We start from the raw sequence: 19,333 nt of genomic DNA on the forward strand, positions 1-19,333 counted from the left end.
CAAGGTCCTGCGCCCCTTAAGCTTCGCGCCTGCACGCCCACTCCCCCTGAGGAATCCATGCCCTTGAACGTCCATCGGCGCGCCGTGCTCGTGTTCGCGCTCCTGTTCGTTCTGTACCAGGGCGCGGAGGGCATCGGCGACATCCTGCTCGGCCGTTTCTGGGTCCAGGCCGGTTTCATGCTCGCCATGGTCGCGGCGGCGTGGCCGCTCGGCCGCTGGCTGGGTTTCCGCGGCTACGACGCCTATGCGCTGGAATGGCGCCGGGTGACGCCCGTGCTGCTGATCGGCGGCCTGATGCTGGCGCTCATGGCCAAATACATCGGCGTATGCGTGGGCATGGCCTTCGACATCTACGCGGCACGCGCACGCAACGCGACGCCCGTGGCGGCGGTGTCCTTCCTGTCGTCCATTCCCTGGGTGCTGGCGATCACCTTCGTGCCCTCGATCGCCGAAGACATCCTCACCCGGGGCTTCCTCTGGCGGGCGATCCGTCCGCGTTGGCCGTCACCGGCGGTGTTCGTGCTGGCATCGGCAACGCTCTACGTCGCCAACCACATCTACCGGCTGGATGGCGGGGTGTCGGAGTGGGTGATGCTGTTCTGCTTCGGCCTGGCCTATGCCACGGCCGTGGTCCGCACCGGCTCGCTCTGGCTGGCCGTGGGCCTGCACTGGGGCTGGAACCTCGCCAACATCCTCATGGACGACATCCTGCCGTACGACACGCTGTCGATGGGCTGCTCCAACCTGCTGTCTGCCGCCGCCCACCTGGTGATGTTCGGCGTGATGTTCGCCATACCGTCTGTGCAGGAAACGGACGGCATGGACGCCGAGCCGGCCTGATCCCGCTCAGAAGTGGTAGACGAAGGCCAGGGTCTGGGTGAACTGGTTGCGGGTGCCGAATCGGCGCACCAGCGGGCTGGCGGCCGCATTGCCCAGCAGCCGGCCGTAGGTGAGGCCCAGGGCGAAGCCCGTGTGCTCCGAGGTGGGAATGAACGCGTCGTAGCCCAGGCTGACCTGCTGGCGGCCGCCGCCGGGATGCCAGGTCGGGGTGCCGAGGTTTTCGGCCTCCAGGGCGGTCAGGCCGAAGAAGCGACCCATGGCCGAGCCGTTCATACCCTCCACCAGCAGCTCCACCGAATGCTCGATATAGCCGATCTTCGGCAGGTCCAGGTCGGCATAGACGCCCCAGTAGGCGCCCGCGCCATCGAGATCGTGGGCCACGTGGGTGCCCACGGTCAGCTGCTTGCTGAGGTCGTATTCCAGGTAGCCGCCCCCGATGAAACGGGGCGAAAGCGAGGTTACCTTGCCGCCCAGGCGGCCCAGGTCATCGTGGGTCCGGCCCCACAGCCAGTTGCCGTAAATGCCCCCGTGCCAACGGTCATCACCTAAAAGGTCGATTGTGAGGCCGTCAGTAGTGGATAATTCACCTACGCCCGGCAGGTTGATGTCCACATATGGAATGGCCTGGTTGCGGTGATCCTTCGATCCCTGCCATGTAGGCATCCGCTGCACGCCTGCACCGAATGCATAGGTAGGGGTTTCATCCTCGGCGTGAGCTGCGGAACAGGCGAGCATCAGCACGGAGATGGCGGTGAGCCAGCGACGCATGCGGAACAACCATCGGGAAAGGGGCGGCGAGCATGCCACATCTCCCGTATATCGGGCCTTCACGAGCGGGAAAGCCCTTGGAAAGGATGCTCACGTAGCCTCCACATTAACCTGGAACAAGGCTGTATCAACGTGGTGAGCAATACCTCCTGGAACATCCTCTGCGACTTCGACGGCACCATCGCCGTGGAAGACGTCATCGACTCGCTGCTCGACAATTTCGGCCGTCCCGGCTGGGAAGTCCTTGAGCGCGACTGGCGCGCGGGCATCATCGGTTCGGCCGTGTGCATGGCCGGCCAGGTGGCCCTGCTCGACATGGATCGCCCGCAGCTCGACCGCCACCTGGCGGGCCTGCGCATCGACCACGGCTTTGCCGCGTTCGTGAAGGCCACCATCGAACACAACATCCCCATGGAGATCGTCAGCGACGGCCTGGACCACGCGATCCACGCGATCCTCGCCAACCATGGCATCGCCAGCCTGCCCACCGTGGCCAACCACCTGAACCAGGCCGGTCCGCGCCAGTGGAACCTCACCTCGCCGTTCAGCGCCCCGGGCTGCCGCAGCGGCACCTGCAAGTGCGCGCGCGTGGCCTCGGCCAAGGCGCGTGGCGGCAAGACCCTGCTCATCGGTGATGGCGCCTCCGACTTCTGCGCGGCCGACCGCGTCGATTTCGTATTCGCCAAGAACCGCCTGATCGAACACTGCCGCGCCGCGGGCATCCCGTATGCCCCGATCGCCAGCTTCGACGAAGCCCTCGAATTGCTTCCCGCCCTGCTCGACGGTCGCCTGCCTCCGCAGGCCGTCATGCCCACCATTCTGCCGAGCTCCCAGGAAATCCCTGCATGAACGTGTTTGCCAAGAACTCCGATGTCGTGATCGACGACGCGACCCTGCTTGCCGACGAAGCGAAGTACTGCTCGTTCGGTGACACCGTCCATTACGTCGATCCGCCGAAGATCTTCCGCCACGCCGAAGGCAGCTACATCTACGACAGCGAGAACATCCCGTTCCTCGACCTGCAGATGTGGTACTCGGCCGTGAACTTCGGTTACGGCAACAAGCGCCTCAACGATCGCCTGAAGTCGCAGATCGACCTGCTGCCGCAGGTGGCCAGCCAGTACCTGCACCAGGGCAAGATCGAACTTGCCAAGACCATCGCGGTCGATGCGAAGCAGAAGTTCGGCGTCGACGGCCGCTGCCACTTCAACGTGGGTGGCGCGCAGGCGGTGGAAGACTCGCTCAAGCTCGTGCGCAACGCGCGCGGCGGCAAGAGCCTGATGTTCGCCTTCGAGGGCGGCTACCACGGCCGTACCCTGGGCGCTTCGTCCATCACCTCCAGCTACCGCTACCGTCGTCGCTTCGGCCACTTCGGCGAGCGCGCGCAGTTCATCCCGTTCCCGTATCCGTTCCGTCGTCCGAAGGGCATGACCCCCGAGGAATACTCCGACGCCTGCGTCCGTCAGTTCGAGCGTCTGTTCGAGACCGAATACAACGGCGTGTGGGACCCCAAGGTCAACGAAGCCGAATACGCTGCTTTCTACGTCGAGCCGATCCAGGGCACCGGCGGCTACGTCATCCCGCCGAAGAACTTCTTCATCGACCTCAAGAAGGTGCTCGACAAGTACGGCATCCTCATGGTCGTCGATGAAATCCAGATGGGTTTCTGGCGTACCGGCAAGCTGTGGTCGATCGAGCACTTCGGCGTCACGCCGGACGTCCTCGTCTTCGGCAAGGCACTCACCAACGGCCTGAACCCGCTGTCGGGCATCTGGGCCCGTGAAGAGCTGATCAACCCGACCGTGTTCCCGCCGGGTTCCACCCATTCCACGTTCAACTCCAACCCGCTGGGCACCGCCCTGGGCCTGGAAGTGATCCAGATGGGTTACGAGCTCGACTACGAAACCAAGGTGGCCGAGAAGGGCAAGCACTTCCTCGAGGGCCTGCGCGACCTGCAGAAGCGCCACAAGGAAATCGGCGACGTCGACGGCCTGGGCCTCGCGCTGCGCGCCGAGATCTGCACCGAAGACGGCTTCACCCCGAACAAGGCGCTGCTCGACCGCATGGTCGACATCGGCCTGGCCGGTGGCCTGACTCATGAAGGCAAGAAGATCGGCCTCGTGCTCGACGTGGGCGGCTGGTACAAGAACGTGATCACGTTCGCGCCGTCGCTCGACATCAGCCACGACGAGATCGACCTCGCCATCTCCCTGCTCGACCAGCTCCTCACGCTTGCCAAGCGTGGCGGCTGATCGCCGGTAAAGATCCGGTGGCGTTCGTGAACCAGCTCGAGCCGGATTCCCTGCTCGGGCACTTCAGGCGCCATCCGCCGCCGATGTTTCATCCCATCCCCGCGGCGGATGGCGCGCCACTTTTCGTGGCGCCGTTCGATCTGCTCACGACCGCCGACGAAGACCTTCGTCGGCGTGTTTCGTCGTGGCCGCTGCAAAAACTGCTCAGGCGCCTGCTGGTGCAACGCACCTGCTTTGCCGGCACGACCGTGTCGGAATACTCGCTGTTTGTCGCGTCCAGCGATCCGGTGAAGGTGGCGCGTGACTGGGTGCGTCAGTTCGGCAGCGAAAATCCGCTGCTGATCGTGAAGGATCTCGCCGTCGACTCGCCGCTGACCAGCGCGGCCGATCGTGCGTGGACCGGGCGTTTCGTCGAGGCGGCGCGTGATGTGGGCTACATCCTCGTCGAGGGCCAGGCCCTGGCCTATGTGCCCATCGATTTCACCTCCACCGACGAATACCTGTCGCGCCTTTCGTCGTCGCGCCGGAAGAACCTGCGCCGCAAGCTGCGCTCGCGCGAAAAACTCCGGGTGGAGCGCATCCTCACGGGTGAGGCGTTCGCCACCGATGCCATGGTGGACACCTATTACGCCCTGTTCGAGAACGTCTACGACCAGAGCGAAATCCACTTCGACAAGCTCAGTCGCGATTTCTTCGCAGCGGTGCTGCGCGATGCCGGTGCCGTCGTTTTCAGCTACTACGCCGATGACCAGCTGGTCGGCTGGAATCTCTGCTACGAGCACGACGGCAAGCTGCTCGACAAGTACGTGGGCTTTTCGTATCCCGCAGCGCGGGATCTCGACCTGTATTTCGTCAGCTGGTTCGTGAACCTCGAATACGCCATCGAGCGCGGCCTGACTCACTACGTGGCAGGCTGGACCGATCCGGAAGTGAAGGCGCAGCTGGGTGCGCGCTTCCATCTCACCCGCCATGCGGTGTACGTGCGCAATCCGATCCTGCGCACGATACTGCGGCGTTTCCAGCATCACTTCGAATCCGATAGCCAATGGGGGGCACACGATGCGGCAGCCGGTCGTTCTTGATGTCGACGGCTCGCTCGGCCCCCTGGCGCGGCGCATCGTATTGCCGTTGCGCGAGTGGGAAGAGACGATCCGATTCGGTTGTTCGCTGGCCAACATGCAGCGTTTTTCGAAGACGCTGGTGGAAACCCTGCCGCGTGAACATGGCACGGTGTTCCTGGGCAGCGGTGACTTCCATCACCTGACCTGGCCGCTGGTTGAGCGGGTGCCGGGCAGCGAGCGTTTCCAGGTGGTGGTGCTCGACAACCACCCCGACAACATGCGTTTTCCCTTCGGCGTGCATTGCGGTTCATGGGTGCGCAAGGTGGCGATGATGCCGCGCGTATCGCACGTGCATGTCATCGGTATCACGTCGTCCGACATCGGCCGTGGGCATTCGTGGGAGAACTATCTCGGTCCGCTACGCGCGGGCAAGCTCACGTACTGGTCCACAGGCGTGGATGTGAGCTGGGCACGCCGGGTTGGTCTGGCGCAGGGGTTCCGCAGTTTCGAGTCATCGGAGGCGATGGTGGATGCCTTCGTTGACGACCAGCAGGGCAGCCGCGAGGCCACCTACCTGTCGATCGACAAGGACGCCTACGCACCCGACGTGGCAATGACGAACTGGGACCAGGGCACGCTCAGCGAGGCGGGCGGTGCGGCAATCATCGACGCGCTGCGCGGCCGCGTGATCGGCAGCGACGTCACCGGTGAGATTTCGCGCTACCAGTACAAGACATGGTGGAAGCGTCGCCTGAGCGCGATGGACGGCCAGGAAGACATCGACCCGGCCCGCCTGGCCGCATGGCAGGCCCAGCAGCACGCCCTGAACGTCCGCCTCCTCTCCCTCATCCACCGCTAACCCCTGTAGGAGCGCGCCTGCGCGCGACCGGTTGAAACGGCGCGCTCCGTAGCAAAGCCACGCTCCCTACCGAAGGGGGGCGAATCGCATCGGCGATGGTGAGCTCCGTAGTTAAGCAGCCTTTGGAGGCTTCGCTCCATAGGAAGGGCTCGCCTTCCGGCCTCGCGCTCGGCGCTCGAACGTGGCTAAGAACGAGCCGGCGAGGGCGGCCCTTGTCGCTCCGGCCTGCGGTGTCCCTCGGGAAAGGAGGAGTCGCTGCGCGGCTAGTGTTTTAATGGCTTGCGCCCCTTCGGGCCCGGTGAGCGTGCGGGGTTTCTCGACTCGGCCTCCGTGTCTCGGCGGGAAATGGCGGTCATCCTGACCGCCACCCTTCGGGCCTTTTCCGCCCACTCCCCTCACTTCCATCAAGTCGCGCCAAGGGCCGCCCCGTCGCCTCTGTCGAACGTGATCGCAGGCTGTTGTAGGAGCGTGCTTGCGTGCGACCGGTTGTCGCGAGAATTATCATCGCATTCGCATAACCGGTCGCGCGCAAGGCGCGCTCCTACATGGTGTGGTTACCAGCGGCCTATGAGGTGTTGTACGAGCAGGCTGGTCAGTGCCACGGCGGCCCACACGCCCAGTCCCAGCAGGATCGGGCGTGGTCCCGTCGATGCCATGCGGCGCAGGTCGGCGGAGAGGCCGATGGCGGTCAATGCCACGATGATCAGGCATTCCGCGATGAAGTGGATCACCGGCAGGGCTGCTTCGGGAATGACGCCTGCCGTGCGGATCGCCGATGCGACCAGGAACCACAGGATGAACCAGGGGAAGATCTTCGCCAGGCTGAAGTCGGTGGCGCCGCCGCGCTTTTCTTTCCACGCGACGACGAGTGCGATGACGAGGCAGATGGGAATGATCAGCGTGGCGCGGGTGAGCTTCACGATGGTGGCGTAATCGCCCGCCGCGTGGCTGTAGCTGTAGCCGGCCGCTACCACCGACGAGGTGTCGTTGATCGCCGTACCAGCCCACAGGCCGAAGCCGAGGTCGGAGAGGCCGAGCCAGTGGCCGAAAGCGGGGAAGGTGAGCACCGCCACGAGGTTGAACAGAAAGATGGTGGATATGGCGAACGCAGTGTCGTGTTCGTCGGGTTTCACGATGGGCACGACGGCGGCGATGGCGGAACCACCACAGATGGCGGTGCCTACGCCGACGAGCAGCTTGAGCATGTCATGCACGCGCAGCAGCTTGCCCAGGCCCCAGGCAGCGAGGCCGGCGGCCGCCACGGTGGCGAGGGTCACAGACAGCGATTCCATGCCGGTGTGTGCGACCTGGGTGAGGCTGAGGCCGAAGCCGAGCGCGATGATCGACCATTGCAGCACCTGCTTGGAGGCGAAGCGGATGCCGGGCTGGAAGCGGGCGGAAGGAGCGGCTAAGTGGCGGACGAGGATGCCGAGCACGATGCCGCAGACCGCGCCTCCGACCAGGGGCATGAGCCGGCCAAGGCCGTAGGCGATGGCGGCGACGCCGAAGGCCAGCGCGATGCCGGGCAGGCGGGATTCGGCTGCGGGAGATGAGAGGGGGACGGTAGCCACGGGGTGGATCCTTCGCTTGGGACCCGGGAATTGTCGCGTGCCCACATCCATAAGCATATTGAAAATGATTTATTCAGTGTATAAATCATCCTTATGCATTCGGTCAGCCCTCGTCAGTTGGATGTTTTCGTTGCCATCGCGACGACGGGCAGCGTGCGCGCTGCCAGTGAGCAGTTGTTCCTGAGCCAGCCTGCGGCGTCCATGGCGTTGGCGGAGCTGGAGCGGCAGCTCGGGGCGCCGTTGTTTGACCGTGAGCGGGGGCGTCTGCGTCTGAACGATCGTGGCCGCGATCTGCTGCCGCTGGCCCGCGAGCTGATCGAGCGTCACGCGGAATTCGGTCGTCGCGCGCAGGGTGGTGTGGCCGAGCTGGCGGGGGAGATCGGGGTCGGGGCGAGCAATACGGTGGGCAATTACCTGGTGGGTGACCTGCTGGGGCCGTTCGCCGAAGCCCATCCTGGTGTGTCGTTGCGTCTGGGTGTGTCCAATACCGCACAGATTGCGCAGGGCGTGCTCGACCATGAGTACGACATCGGTTGTGTCGAAGGGCCGGTGACGCATCCGTCATTGGAATCGCGGCCGTGGCGGGAGGATCGGCTGGTGGTCTGTGCGCGTCCTGCGCATCCACTGGCGGGTAAGAAGCGTCTGCGGCGTGAGGATTTTGCCGGTGAGCGCTGGGTATTGCGCGAGCGGGGCTCGGCTACGCGAGCGCTCAGCGAACGTGCCCTGGCGGAATTGCCGGAAGGGCACACCGTGCTGGAGCTGGATCAGTCGGAGGCGATCAAGCAGGCAGTGATTGCCGGACTGGGTATTGCGTGCCTGCCCGTAGTGGCGGTGAGCGACGCTGTGCAGACCGGGCGCCTGTGCGTACTGCCTACGCCCTTTCTGGATTTGCGAAGAATGCTGTCGATCCTGCTGCACCGGCGGAGATACCGTGGAGCGGTACTCGAAGCGTATCTTGCGTCCCTGAATCAGACCACCTAGCCGTCGTTCCAGCGGAAGCTGGAACCTGGCGCGATGCAGTCGGTTGTCGCGAGGACGCTTCCTACGCCAGAGCCGATGTAGCGCCCTTGCTGTGCTGGTGAACCGGGGCGCTGGGTTCCTGTTTTCACAGGAACGACGGGTAGGAATGTAGCGGTAACCCTAACCAAGCCGCCGGGTAGGGACGTTTCGACAACCCCGCCCGAAGCCGTCGTTCCAGCGAAAGCTGGAACCCAGTGCGATGCAGCCGGTTGTCGCGCTAACACCCCCTACGCCAGAGCCGATGCAGCGCCCTCGTCTTACTGGCAAACCGGGGCGCTGGGTTCCTGTTTTCACAGGAACGACGGGTAGGAATGTAGCGGTAACCCTAACCAAGCCGCCGGGTAGGGAAGTTTCGACAACCCCGCCCGAAGCCGTCGTTCCAGCGAAAGCTGGAACCCAGCGCGGTGCAGACGGTTGTCGCGCTAACACCCCCTACGCCAGAGCCGATGCAGCGCCCTCGCCTTACTGGCAAACCGGGGCGCTGGGTTCCTGTTTTCACAGGAACGACGGGTAGGAATGTAGCGGTAACCCTAACCAAGCCGCCGGGTAGGGACGTTTCGACAACCCCGCCCGAAGCCGTCGTTCCAGCGAAAGCTGGAACCCAGTGCGGTGCAGTCGGTTATCGCGATAACGCAGCTACAGCTCTCAAACACCAAGCACGCTACGGTTCTTCCCGTTTCGCTTCGCCTCATACATCGCCTCGTCGGCAGAGGCGACCAGGCGATCATAGATATCGCCCTGCTGGAACAACGTCACGCCGATGCTCGCACCGATGCGGGCGGGAATACGAAGATCAACGACGTCGAGCACATAAGGCTCGGCGATCACTTCGCACAAGGTCTTACATCGCGCAAGCGCACCTTCCGCGTCGGCCGTGTCGTGCAGGAGGATGGCGAACTCGTCACCGCCAAGACGGGCCACCGTATCGCTGCCACGTGTGCGCGCATCGATGCGCGCGGCAATCGCCTTGAGCAGCTCGTCACCGGCCGCATGGCCATGACCATCGTTCACGCCCTTGAAGCCATCGATATCGATATAAGCCAGGGCAAACGAAGGGCCGCCGGCATTCGCAGCGTCGATGGCGCTCTCCAGCCGCTCGCGGAACAGCACGCGATTGGGCAGGCCGGTGAGTGCATCGTGCATGGCCTGGTGACGAACGACCTGCTCCATGCGCGTGCGCTCGGCCACTTCGCGGGTGAGCTGCTCGTTACGCTGCGACAGCTCATCCAGTGCCTGCTGCAACAGCGCACGCGCCTTGTACAGCTCCAGGAAGATCTTCACCTTCGACTGCAGAATCACGTCGTTGATCGGCTTGGCGATGTAATCGACCGCACCCGCCGTGTAGCCCTTGATCCGGTTGATATCGTCCGAATACGCCGCCGTGACGAAGATGATCGGCGTCTCGCTCAGGTGGTCGTTCTCGGAGATGAGCTGCGCCACCTCGAAGCCGTCCATCTCCGGCATGTTGACGTCGAGCAACACCAGTGCGAACTGATGGTCCAGGCACAGCACCAGGGCGTCGTTACCGTTTTCTGCTTCGTAGATATCGGCATCAGCGCGCGCGAGCAGGCGGCGCATGGCGATGAGGTTGGCGGGGGTGTCGTCAACGACGAGGATCTTCGGGCGAATCGGATTCATGGCATGCACAATCGGTTGAGCTCGGCCGCGATGGCATCCAGCGGAAGCAGGACATCGGCACCTGCGACTTCCAGGCCGGCAAGCGGCATGACGTCGACTTCGGCGGTGGCAGGGTCCTGGATCACGGCGTAGCCACCCGCGTCGCGCACGGCCTTCAGGCCGTTGGCTCCGTCGGAGTTGGCGCCGGTCATCAGTACGGCGACGAGGCCGTCGTGCCATGCCGCGGCAGCGGTTTCGAACAGGACGTCGATCGAAGGGCGCGCATAGGCAACCTTGGCATCGACACTCAGGGAAAAATGGGCGTTGCTTTCCACCAGAAGATGGTAGCCAGTGGGTGCCACGTGCACGACTCCCGGATCGATCGGTGAGCGTTCGCGCGCCTCGACCACGGGTAGCGGGCTGTGCAGCTGGAGCAGTTCAACCAGCAGCGATACGTCGGGCGATCCGGTATGGCAGCAGACCACGACAGGTACTGGCAGCTGCGGATCGAGACCGGGAAGCAGCCGCTCCAGGGCGATGAGCCCACCGGCACTGCAACCGATGGCGATGGCCGTACGCAGGCTCATTTGCGCAACGGCCTCGCGCCGGCACCACCGACCTGATAGATGCGCAGGGCACCATCAATATCGGCGAAGCCTGCGGCGGAAGGGGAGAAGTCGATGTTCTCGCGCGTACCCAGGCAAAGGAAGCCGCCACGGACGAGGCTGTCGCGGAACAGGCCGAGCGTGCGGTCCTGCAAGGTGTTGCTGAAATAGATCAGCACGTTGCGGCACAGGATCAGGTGGGCTTCGCAGAACACCTCGTCGGTGACGAGGTTATGGTTGAAGAAGGTAACGTTGCGGCGCAGGCGCTGGTCGATCTTGATGAAGTCGTAGCGTGCGCTGTAGTAATCGCTGAACGAGCGCGCACCGCCGGCCTCGATGTAGTTGCGCGACCATTCGCGGGCATCGCGGGTGGCATAGATGCCTTCCGCTGCGGCGGCGAGCGCTGCGTCGTTGAAGTCGGTGGCATAGATGCGCGAGCGATCGTAGAGGCCGGCTTCTTCCAGCAGGATCGCAAGGGAATAGACTTCCTGCCCGTGCGCGCAGCCGGCCTGCCAGATGTTGATCTCCGGATAGGAGGCCAGCACCGGCAGCACCTTGTCGCGCAGCGCGCGGAAGACGGGCGGATCGCGGAACATCTCCGAGACCGGCACCGAGAGCCCTTCGATCACGCGCGACAGGAAACCATCCTCGTGCAGCACGCGATTCACCAGTTCGATGATCGTGCCGGTGTCGTGCGTGCGCACGAGCTGCTGCACCCGGCGTTTCAGGGACGCCGGAGCATATTCGCTGAAATCGTGCCCGTGGCGCAGCTGCATGGCGCGCACGAACAACTGGATCTCGATGTCCTCGATGTCCAAGTCAGTTCCTTGCCGGCAACCACACGCGGATCATCGACAGCAGGCGATCGATGTCGATGGGCTTGGACAGGTAATCGTTGGCACCCGCTTCAAGACACTTCTCGCGATCGCCACGCATGGCCTTGGCGGTGAGGGCGATGATGGGCACCTTGGCCACGGCCGGCCGCGCGCGGATCGCGCGGGTGGTTTCGTAGCCGTCCATGACCGGCATCATGATGTCCATCAGCACCAGCTCGATGGCGGTGTCCCTGTCCAGCGTGTCGAGGGCCTTCTGGCCATCCTGCGCCATGGTGACGTCGATGCCCTTGGCACGCAGCACCTTGGACAGGGCGAACAGGTTGCGCATGTCGTCGTCCACGAGCAGCAGGCGGCGCCCGCGCAGATCGGCCTCGTCCACGCCGCCGGCTGCCGTCGCGGCTTCAGAACGCGCACCGCCGCCATGGCGGATCGAATGCAGGAACAGGCTCACCTCGTCGAGCAGTCGATCGGGGGAGCGCGCGCCCTTCACCACGATGCTGTCGGTGTACTGGCGGATGCGCATGCTTTCCTCGCGGGAAAGATCACGACCGGAATAGACCACCACGGGCGGCGTGTGTCCGTTGCGAGAGAGGTGCTCCAGGAACTCCATGCCCGACATGCCGGGCAGGCCGAGATCGAGCACGATGCAGTCGTACGAGGTCTGCGTGCAACGGGCGAGGGCTTCCTCACCCGAGGCCGCCTCGTCGATCTCGACCGAGTCATCCTTCAGCAAGGTGCGAACGGCCGTGCGAGCGCTGGCATCGTCATCCACCACCAGCAGGTGGCGTGTACGGCCTTCAGCGAAGTGCAGCAGGCGTTCGAACGCCGTGGAAATGGATTCGCGGCTGACCGGCTTGGTGAGGAAGCCGACGGCGCCCAGTTCGAGGCCGCGGCTGGCATCGTCGGTGGCGGAGATGAAATGCACCGGGATGTGTCGCGTGGAAGCATCGGACTTCAGGCGCTCGATGACCGTCCAGCCATCCATGCCCGGCAGCATCACGTCGAGCAGGATGCCCGTGGGACGGTACTGGCGGGCCAGGGCAAGGCCCGACTCGCCATCGCCGGCCGCAAGTACGCGATGCCCCTTGCGATGGATCATGTCCGCGAGAATGCGCGCGAAGGCCGGGTCGTCTTCCACTACCAGGATTGCCGTGTCGCCCGGGGCGATCGAACTGCGATCATCCGGAATGCTGTCGGCGATGAGCGATGGAGACAGGGGCAGGGTGGCCTCGGCGGCGGCCTGCTGGAGCGGCACTGGCTCGGCGCGGATGCCGCTGCCTTCGGGCGCTTCGTCGGGCAGGAAAATGGTGAACGTGCTGCCTTCGCCGGGCTGGCTTTGCAGCACGATGTCACCACCAAGCAGGTTGGCGATGCGCCGGGAGATGGCAAGCCCCAGGCCGGTGCCGCCGTACTGGCGGCTGGTGCTCGCATCCACTTGTTCGAAGGCGTGGAACACACGCTCGAACTTGTCGGCGGGGATGCCGATGCCGGAGTCGGTGACGGCGATGGCCACCGTATGCGCGCGGTCCATGCCGGTCGGGATCTTCGTGTCGGCATCCGGCCGGGCGATGCGCAGCGTGACGCGGCCTTCCGATGTGAACTTGAAGGCATTGCTGAGCAGGTTGTTCGCCACCTGTTCCAGCTTGCCGCCATCGGTGCGGATCGACTCCGGAATGCCGCTGTGCAGATCGACGTCGAACCGCAGGCCTTTTTCCTGGGCCACGTGGTTGAAGGTGCGATCCAGCGTGCGGGCGAGGTCGCCCAGCGAGAAGGTGTCGACCACCAGTTCCATCTTGCCCGCCTCGACCTTGGACAGGTCGAGGATGTCGTTGATGAGGCGCAGCAGGTTGCTGCCGGCATCGTGGATGATGCGTGCGGATTCGACCTGCTCGCCGGTGAGGTTGTGTTCGTCGTTGTCGGCCAGGCTGCGCGAGAGGATCAGCAGGCTGTTGAGCGGCGTGCGCAGCTCGTGCGACATGTTGGCGAGGAATTCGGACTTGTACTGGCTGGCACGGGCCAGCTCTTCGGCCTTGTCCTGGGTGTCCTTTTGCAGGGATTCCAGGGCGTCCTTCTGCTGGTTGAGGGTGACGCTTTTCTCGCGCAGCTCCTCGTTGGATGCGTGCAGCTCTTCGGTCTGCACGCGGAGCTCTTCCTCGGAAGCGACCAGACGCTGCGACTGTTCTTCCAGCTCGGCCGTCTTGTTCTTCAGCTCTTCGTTGGTCTCGCGCAGGTCTTCCTGCTGGCGGCGCATGGCTTCTTCCGAAGCGCGAAGTTCGTCGGCCTGGCTCTGGGTCTGTTCCAGCAGCACGCGGGTGCGCAGCGCGCGGGTGAGGTTTTCCAGCGAGAGCGCCACCACCGGCATCAGCTCGTCGAGCAGGCGTTCCTCGATATCGCTCAGGTGCGCGAAGCTGGCGATTTCCAGCACGCCCAGCAGGTTGTCGCGCGAGACGATGGGCACCACGGCCACGCTGCGCGGCGAAGCTTCGCCGGTGCCGGAGTGGATGCGGGTGTAGTCGTCGGGAACGTCCTGCAGGATGATCGAGCGGCGTTCGGTGGCGGCCTGGCCGATCAGGCCTTCACCCAGGGCGTATTCGGTGGTGACGTGGCGACGCTGCTTGAAGCCGTAGCTGCCCAGCAGTTCGAGCCGCGAATTGTCCTCGCGGAACAGGTAGACGACACCGACGCCGGCCTTCAGTGCCGGCACGAGTTCAGTGACCAGCGTGTCGGCGAATTCCCGGTACGTGGTGGCTTCCTGCAACTTGCTGGAAATGGACGAGGCGACCGACTTGAGCCAGGTCTGGCCCGCCGTCTCGATCGCCATTTCCTTGAAGATCTGCAACGCGCGGGCGATTTCGCCGATCTCGTCGCGCCGGCGCAGCTGGCGTACCTCGATGCTGTGGTCATGCGCCGCGAGGCGGGTCATCAGCTCGGTCATCCGCACGATGGGGCGCGTGATGAGGCGGAAGGTCATGGCAATGACCAGCGCGCCGAATACCAGGCAGAGCACCAGCGAGGCAATGTTGATGTACTTGGTGGCACGCAGCGTGCTGTCGAGTTCGCCGTTGCGGATGTCGAGCAGTTTTTCCTCGGTGTCCGACATCTCGTCGATGAGCTTGCGGATGTCCGTCATCAGCACCGTGCGCTGGGCGAGATAGCCCCGGCGAATGGTGTCACGAGCGGCGAGTGTTTCCGGGGTGATCTCCGTGCCCGTCTTGCGGATCGGATCGAGGGCGATGGTCTTCACCTCGGTCTTCCAGCGATCCAGCATGTCCTGGAGCCGGTCGATGCGCGCCTGCTGCAGCGGGTTGTCGATGGTGAGCTGGCGCAGCTTGCCCACGCTGTTCACAAGGTCGCGGTCGGCCGATTCGAAGTCGGCCGTTTCGCTATCGGACTGGTTCAGCAGGTAGCCCCGCGCTGCGACCTGCCGCGACTGCGCATCGGCGCTCACGTCGGCCAGGGTAAGCAGCACCACATAGGTGTGCCGCGACCAGCTCCGTGTGTCGCTTTCCCGCTCCATGGATATGAGGTTGGCGATGCATGCCGCCACGAACAGCACCAGCAAGGCACCGATGGCGATGACGATCTTGCGCTGAAGGGGCTGGTCGGCCAGCCAGTGACGCTGTTTTTCTTCGGTGGACATGCGATGACCGGTGGGATGCGGGTAAAGGGCGATGGCCCCTGGGGTAGTACATCGGAACGGTGTGTCCCATCCATGGGCGTCGCCACATTATCAGCGATCCGTCATGCCGGTGGCGTGTCACGGCGCCAGGGCGGCGGCACGAGGCTGCCCCGGCGCATCGCCAGGGCCAGGAAGCCGGCGGTCACCATGGAACAGATTCCCACCGTCACCACCGAGGCCTCCACGCCAAAAGCGCCGCCGGTCAGCCAGTCGGGGCCCTGCATGTGGGACGCCAGGAGACCGTGCTGCTCGAAGCCCGACACAGGGATGCCATAGAACGGTCCCTGGGTGACGTTCCAGGCCGCGTGGGCGCCCATGCACGCCCAGAGCGAGCGGGTCACATGGAAGAGCAGGCCAATAAGAAGGCCCGCCTCGATGGCGATGGCCACGGCAGACCAGGTGGTGGCGTTGGGGTTGGCGATATGCAGGCCACCGAAGACCGCGGCCGAGACCAGCAGGGCCGCCCAGGTACCCAGCCCTTCCTCGACGATGCGGAAGATCACGCCCCGGCTGATGATTTCCTCACCGACTCCGGCACCCACGCCCATGACGAGGATGGGCCCGAGCCAGTCCACATCGTGATGGATGCCACTCACGCCATAGGCGCCAAGCGCCCACAAGGCACCGACGATGAGGGAGAACATGGCCGCGCCCCCGGCCAGCCCGAGAAGAAGGTGGGGCAGGGCCTTGCGTGGCGCCAGTTCGTTCACGCGCCGCCATTCGATGAAGCGGACGAGCAGCCAGTAAGCCAGCACGATAGGCAGCAGGCGAAAGAACTGGATGGCAGGGGTGACGTCACGGAACGCGATATGTCCGCGCGGCAGGCCCAGCGCGTTATAGCCGAGCTTCGTGAGCATATGGAGGATCGCCATGATCACGAAGAAAGCGACGATCCGCCCGAGAGGGCTGCGGAGCAGGCGGAGGGGGAGGCGGGGCGATGGCGCGTCAGGTTGCATGAAGGTCTCGTGGATGGGCTTGCGCGGGCAGTCTACGCAGGCATGATGTGCGGCATAAGCCCGATCGTGCCGTCAGCTCCATCCCTCCCTGGAACGCCGCCGATGTCCAAGCCGTCCGAGAACGACCCGTCCAGCCCGCTGAACCGTCGCGAGCAGACCTTTCCCCGCCTCGATGCGGACATGGCAGGCCGGATCGCCACCTATGGCCGCGAGGAGTACGTGCCCGCCGGCACCATGCTCTTCCAGCGGGGCCAGCGCCGGGTCGATTACTTCTTCATCATCGAAGGCTGCATCGAGATCTACGACTTCGGCGAAGACGGCCAGCCGCGCATCTTCAATGTCCACGGCCCCAGCCAGTTCACAGGCGAGGTCGATCTCTTCAGCGAACGACAGGTCATGGTCAACGGCCGCACGGGCGCCGACACCCACCTGATCCGCGTCGATCCGGCCGGCTTCCGTCGCATGGTCTCGGCCGAGCCGGACATCGGCGAAATCATCATGCGCGCCTTCATCCTGCGCCGGGTGGGCTTGATCCAGAGCGGGCAGGGCGGCGTGACCCTGGCCGGTTCGGCCCATGCGGCGGATACCGTGAGGCTACGCAGTTTCCTGATCCGCAATGGTTACCCCTATCGCCTGCTCGACACCGACGTGGACGAGGATACCCGTCACCTCATCGACGGCTTCGGCCTGGATCCGACCGAATGCCCCGTCGTGATCCTGCCCGACCGCCGCGTGCTGCGATGTCCGTCCACCGCCACGCTTGCCGACGAACTGGGCATCACCATCGAACTGGATGCATCCCATGTCTATGACACGACGGTGATCGGCGCCGGGCCGGCCGGTCTCGCGGCGGCTGTCTACGCTGCATCCGAAGGCCTCGATACGCTCGTGCTGGAGGCACTGGCGCCGGGTGGTCAGGCCGGCACCAGTTCCAAGATCGAGAACTACCTGGGCTTTCCCACCGGCATCTCCGGCCAGGCCCTCGCCGGTCGCGCGCAGGTGCAGGCCATGAAGTTCGGCGCACACATGGCCATCGCCCGTTCGGTGGAACGCATGGATTGCAGCAGCCACCCCTATCGCCTCCACCTGGACGACGGCAGCGTCGTCACCACGCGTTCGGTCGTGATCGCCACGGGCGCGCGCTATCGCAAACTGGTGCAGGTGGATTACGAACGCTTTGAAGGGCAGGGCATCCACTACGCGGCCACGGCGATGGAAGCCACGCTATGTGCCGGCGAGGAAGTGGTGGTCGTCGGCGGCGGCAACAGCGCCGGCCAGGCAGCGGTGTTCCTCGCACGCACCGTGGCACACGTACATATCCTCGTGCGTGGCGATGGCCTCGCCGCCACGATGTCCGACTACCTCGTGCAACGCATCGCGCAATCGCCACGCATCACGCTGCATTCGCACTGCCAGATCGATCACCTCGATGGCGATGGCTATCTGCGCGAAGTCGGCTGGCACTGCACGCGCACCGGTGTCACCACGCGCCGCGGCGTCGGCAGCCTCTTCGTGATGATCGGCGCCGAACCAAACACCGCCTGGCTACGCGACTGCCTCGACCTCGACCGCAAGGGTTTCGTGCTGACCGGCCGCGACGCAGACGGTTTCGCCACGCCATCCCCCTATGCCACCACCCTGCGCGGCGTATTCGCCGTGGGCGACGTACGCTCGGGCTCCGTAAAGCGCGTAGCCTCCGGCGTAGGCGAAGGCTCGGTAGTCGTCCAGGCCATCCACCGCTACCTCAACCCCTCCCCCGTGTAGGAGCGCGCCTTGCGCGCGACCGGTTGGAATGGTGTCGCTCCGTAGTAAAGCGGCCCATGTGGTGCGTCGCTCCGTAGGGAGGGCTCGCCTATCGGCCTCGCGCTCGGCGCCTGTGGCGTGGCTGCGCACGAGGCGACGGGTGCGGCCCTTGTCGCTCCGGCCTGCGGTGTCCCTCGGGAAAGGAGAGCCGCTACGCGGCTAGTGTCTTATGGCTGCGCCCCTTCGGGCACGGGTAGCGTGCGGGGCTTTTCGACTCGGCCTCCGTGCCTCGGCGAAAAGGGCCGGCCTTCCTGGCCGGCCCCGCTTCGCGGCCTTTTCCGCCCACTCCCCTCACCTCCATCAAGTCGCGCCAAGGGCCGCCCCCGCCGCCTCTACCCATTTCACGGTGATCTTGTAGGAGCGCGCCTGCGCGCGACCGGTTGTCGCAAAAACCATCATCGTTTCGATCCAACCGGTCGCGCGCAAGCACGCTCCTACAGGGGGACGGTGTCGCAAGATGGATCGCCGATGCGACCGGCGCCACCTCACGACTAACCTGACGCAACTACTGTCGTGTAGGAGCGCGCCTGCGCGCGACCATTCATCGCGCAGAACATCATCGTTGCCGTTCAACCGGTCGCGCGCAAGGCGCGCTCCTACAGGGGGCGGGTGTCGCACGATGGATATCGAATCGATCGGCGCCAAAGCCGATGCGATGCAGTGCGTCTTTACGGAATACATGGCCGAAATCGAGTTGCCGAATCAACGCTGTGTCGCCCGGGCGATGTCGGGCGTCAACGTGCTGTATCGCATGCGTCTGCAATGCATCAAGCAGGCGAACGGGCGGCGCATATGGGGCGAGGTGCGTGCGCTGGGAGGCGCGAAATGATCGTGGGGCTGTGGGAAGTGGGCGTCGCGCTGGTGTTGCTGCTGGTGAACCTGCTTGTCTACCTGAGCAGCTATGGCCGCACGTGTTCGCTGGCGACGGGTGCGCGGATATTTTCGGTACTGTCGTTTTTGGCGTTTATTGCCAGGTCATTCGCCGTGGGCGATATGGCGAGCATCCATCGCCGATGCGATCGGCTCCTACCCCTCCGGTAGCAGCGTTGCATTGTAGGAGCGTGCTTGGGCGCGACCGGTTGGATCGAAACGATGAAGGTATTCGCGATAACCGGTCGCGCGCAGGCGCGCTCCTACAGGGGTGCAGTAACCCCAGAGGTTTTTCCACACGATCACCGTGAGATCGGTAGAGGCGGCGGGGGCGGCCCTTGGCGCGACTTGATGGAGGTGAGGGGAGTGGGCGGAAAAGGCCGCGTAGCGGGGCCGGCCAGGACGGCCGGCCTTTCCTGCCGAGACAGGATGTCGAGTCAGGAAACCCCGCCCGCTCCCCGGGCCCGAAGGGGCGCAAGCCATAAGACACTGAGCCGCGCAGCGGCTCCTCCTTTCCCGAGGGACACCGCAGGCCGGCGCGCCAAGGGCCGCCCCCGCCGCCTCGTGCGCCGCCACGCCACAGGCGCCGAGTGCGA

At 64.8% G+C, this 19,333-nt stretch carries 16 protein-coding genes; 9 read left to right on the plus strand and 7 right to left on the minus strand.

The window, feature by feature from the left end; genetic code table 11:
• Window positions 1–63: 63 nt before the first annotated feature.
• Window positions 64–840 (plus strand): CPBP family intramembrane glutamic endopeptidase, encoded by a 777-nt coding sequence (locus HBF25_RS09205; RefSeq protein ID WP_243853141.1) that lies wholly within the window; start codon window positions 64–66, stop codon window positions 838–840.
• Between the two features lie 6 nt (window positions 841–846).
• On the opposite strand, the gene HBF25_RS09210 is transcribed toward HBF25_RS09205, so the two are convergent.
• On the minus strand, window positions 847–1,608 hold the full coding sequence (locus tag HBF25_RS09210; protein WP_166947639.1) for a MipA/OmpV family protein: 762 nt from the start codon (window positions 1,606–1,608) through the stop codon (window positions 847–849).
• Between the two features lie 135 nt (window positions 1,609–1,743).
• Between HBF25_RS09210 and HBF25_RS09215 the strand changes: the two genes are divergently transcribed.
• The 4 genes from HBF25_RS09215 to HBF25_RS09230 are packed head-to-tail and all read left to right on the plus strand — an operon-like array spanning window position 1,744 to window position 5,780.
• Entirely contained in the window at window positions 1,744–2,457 is a 714-nt protein-coding gene (locus HBF25_RS09215) for an HAD-IB family phosphatase (protein WP_166947641.1), read from the plus strand.
• A complete protein-coding gene (locus tag HBF25_RS09220; RefSeq protein ID WP_166947643.1) occupies window positions 2,454–3,860 on the plus strand; it encodes an aspartate aminotransferase family protein in 1,407 nt (468 codons plus the stop codon). The genes HBF25_RS09215 and HBF25_RS09220 overlap by 4 nt, the downstream gene beginning before the upstream one ends.
• Window positions 3,861–3,877: 17 nt before the next feature.
• On the plus strand, window positions 3,878–4,942 hold the full coding sequence (locus tag HBF25_RS09225) for a GNAT family N-acetyltransferase (RefSeq protein ID WP_425483451.1): 1,065 nt from the start codon (window positions 3,878–3,880) through the stop codon (window positions 4,940–4,942).
• Window positions 4,920–5,780 (plus strand): arginase family protein, encoded by an 861-nt coding sequence (locus HBF25_RS09230; protein ID WP_166947645.1) that lies wholly within the window; start codon window positions 4,920–4,922, stop codon window positions 5,778–5,780. Before HBF25_RS09225 ends, HBF25_RS09230 begins: the two co-directional genes overlap by 23 nt.
• Window positions 5,781–6,334: 554 nt before the next feature.
• Here HBF25_RS09230 and HBF25_RS09235 read toward each other — a convergent pair.
• A complete protein-coding gene (locus HBF25_RS09235; protein ID WP_341778066.1) occupies window positions 6,335–7,351 on the minus strand; it encodes a YeiH family protein in 1,017 nt (338 codons plus the stop codon).
• A 93-nt stretch (window positions 7,352–7,444) separates the two neighbouring features.
• Between HBF25_RS09235 and HBF25_RS09240 the strand changes: the two genes are divergently transcribed.
• Complete coding sequence (locus HBF25_RS09240; protein ID WP_166947647.1) at window positions 7,445–8,332, plus strand: LysR substrate-binding domain-containing protein; 888 nt, start codon at window positions 7,445–7,447, stop codon at window positions 8,330–8,332.
• A gap of 684 nt (window positions 8,333–9,016) precedes the next feature.
• On the opposite strand, the gene HBF25_RS09245 is transcribed toward HBF25_RS09240, so the two are convergent.
• The 5 genes from HBF25_RS09245 to HBF25_RS09265 all read right to left on the minus strand — a co-directional run bounded on the left by HBF25_RS09245 (window position 9,017) and on the right by HBF25_RS09265 (window position 15,965).
• Window positions 9,017–10,009: a two-component system response regulator gene (locus tag HBF25_RS09245; protein ID WP_208392500.1), complete on the minus strand. Its 993-nt coding sequence runs from the start codon at window positions 10,007–10,009 to the stop codon at window positions 9,017–9,019.
• Window positions 10,006–10,575 carry a chemotaxis protein CheB gene (locus HBF25_RS09250; protein WP_166947649.1) on the minus strand — a complete coding sequence of 190 codons (570 nt, stop codon included), beginning with the start codon at window positions 10,573–10,575 and terminating at the stop codon, window positions 10,006–10,008. The genes HBF25_RS09245 and HBF25_RS09250 overlap by 4 nt, the downstream gene beginning before the upstream one ends.
• The gene (locus HBF25_RS09255) at window positions 10,572–11,411 is read right to left on the minus strand and encodes a CheR family methyltransferase (protein WP_243853142.1); all 840 of its coding nucleotides are present in this window, start codon (window positions 11,409–11,411) and stop codon (window positions 10,572–10,574) included. The genes HBF25_RS09250 and HBF25_RS09255 overlap by 4 nt, the downstream gene beginning before the upstream one ends.
• A 1-nt stretch (window position 11,412) precedes the next feature.
• Complete coding sequence (locus HBF25_RS09260) at window positions 11,413–15,069, minus strand: response regulator (protein ID WP_166947651.1); 3,657 nt, start codon at window positions 15,067–15,069, stop codon at window positions 11,413–11,415.
• A gap of 101 nt (window positions 15,070–15,170) precedes the next feature.
• Window positions 15,171–15,965, minus strand: a complete 795-nt coding sequence (locus tag HBF25_RS09265) for a CPBP family intramembrane glutamic endopeptidase (RefSeq protein ID WP_243853143.1) — start codon at window positions 15,963–15,965, stop codon at window positions 15,171–15,173.
• 201 nt (window positions 15,966–16,166) lie between these two features.
• Between HBF25_RS09265 and HBF25_RS09270 the strand changes: the two genes are divergently transcribed.
• The 3 genes from HBF25_RS09270 (at window position 16,167) to HBF25_RS09280 (ending at window position 18,908) form a co-directional block, all read left to right on the plus strand.
• On the plus strand, window positions 16,167–17,828 hold the full coding sequence (locus tag HBF25_RS09270; RefSeq protein WP_166947653.1) for an FAD-dependent oxidoreductase: 1,662 nt from the start codon (window positions 16,167–16,169) through the stop codon (window positions 17,826–17,828).
• 658 nt (window positions 17,829–18,486) lie between these two features.
• Window positions 18,487–18,696 (plus strand): hypothetical protein, encoded by a 210-nt coding sequence (locus HBF25_RS09275; RefSeq protein ID WP_166947655.1) that lies wholly within the window; start codon window positions 18,487–18,489, stop codon window positions 18,694–18,696.
• Window positions 18,693–18,908, plus strand: a complete 216-nt coding sequence (locus HBF25_RS09280; protein WP_166947657.1) for a hypothetical protein — start codon at window positions 18,693–18,695, stop codon at window positions 18,906–18,908. Before HBF25_RS09275 ends, HBF25_RS09280 begins: the two co-directional genes overlap by 4 nt.
• The last annotated feature ends 425 nt before the right edge of the window (window positions 18,909–19,333 follow it).

Source organism: Luteibacter anthropi, from assembly GCF_011759365.1.
Lineage (GTDB): Bacteria > Pseudomonadota > Gammaproteobacteria > Xanthomonadales > Rhodanobacteraceae > Luteibacter > Luteibacter anthropi.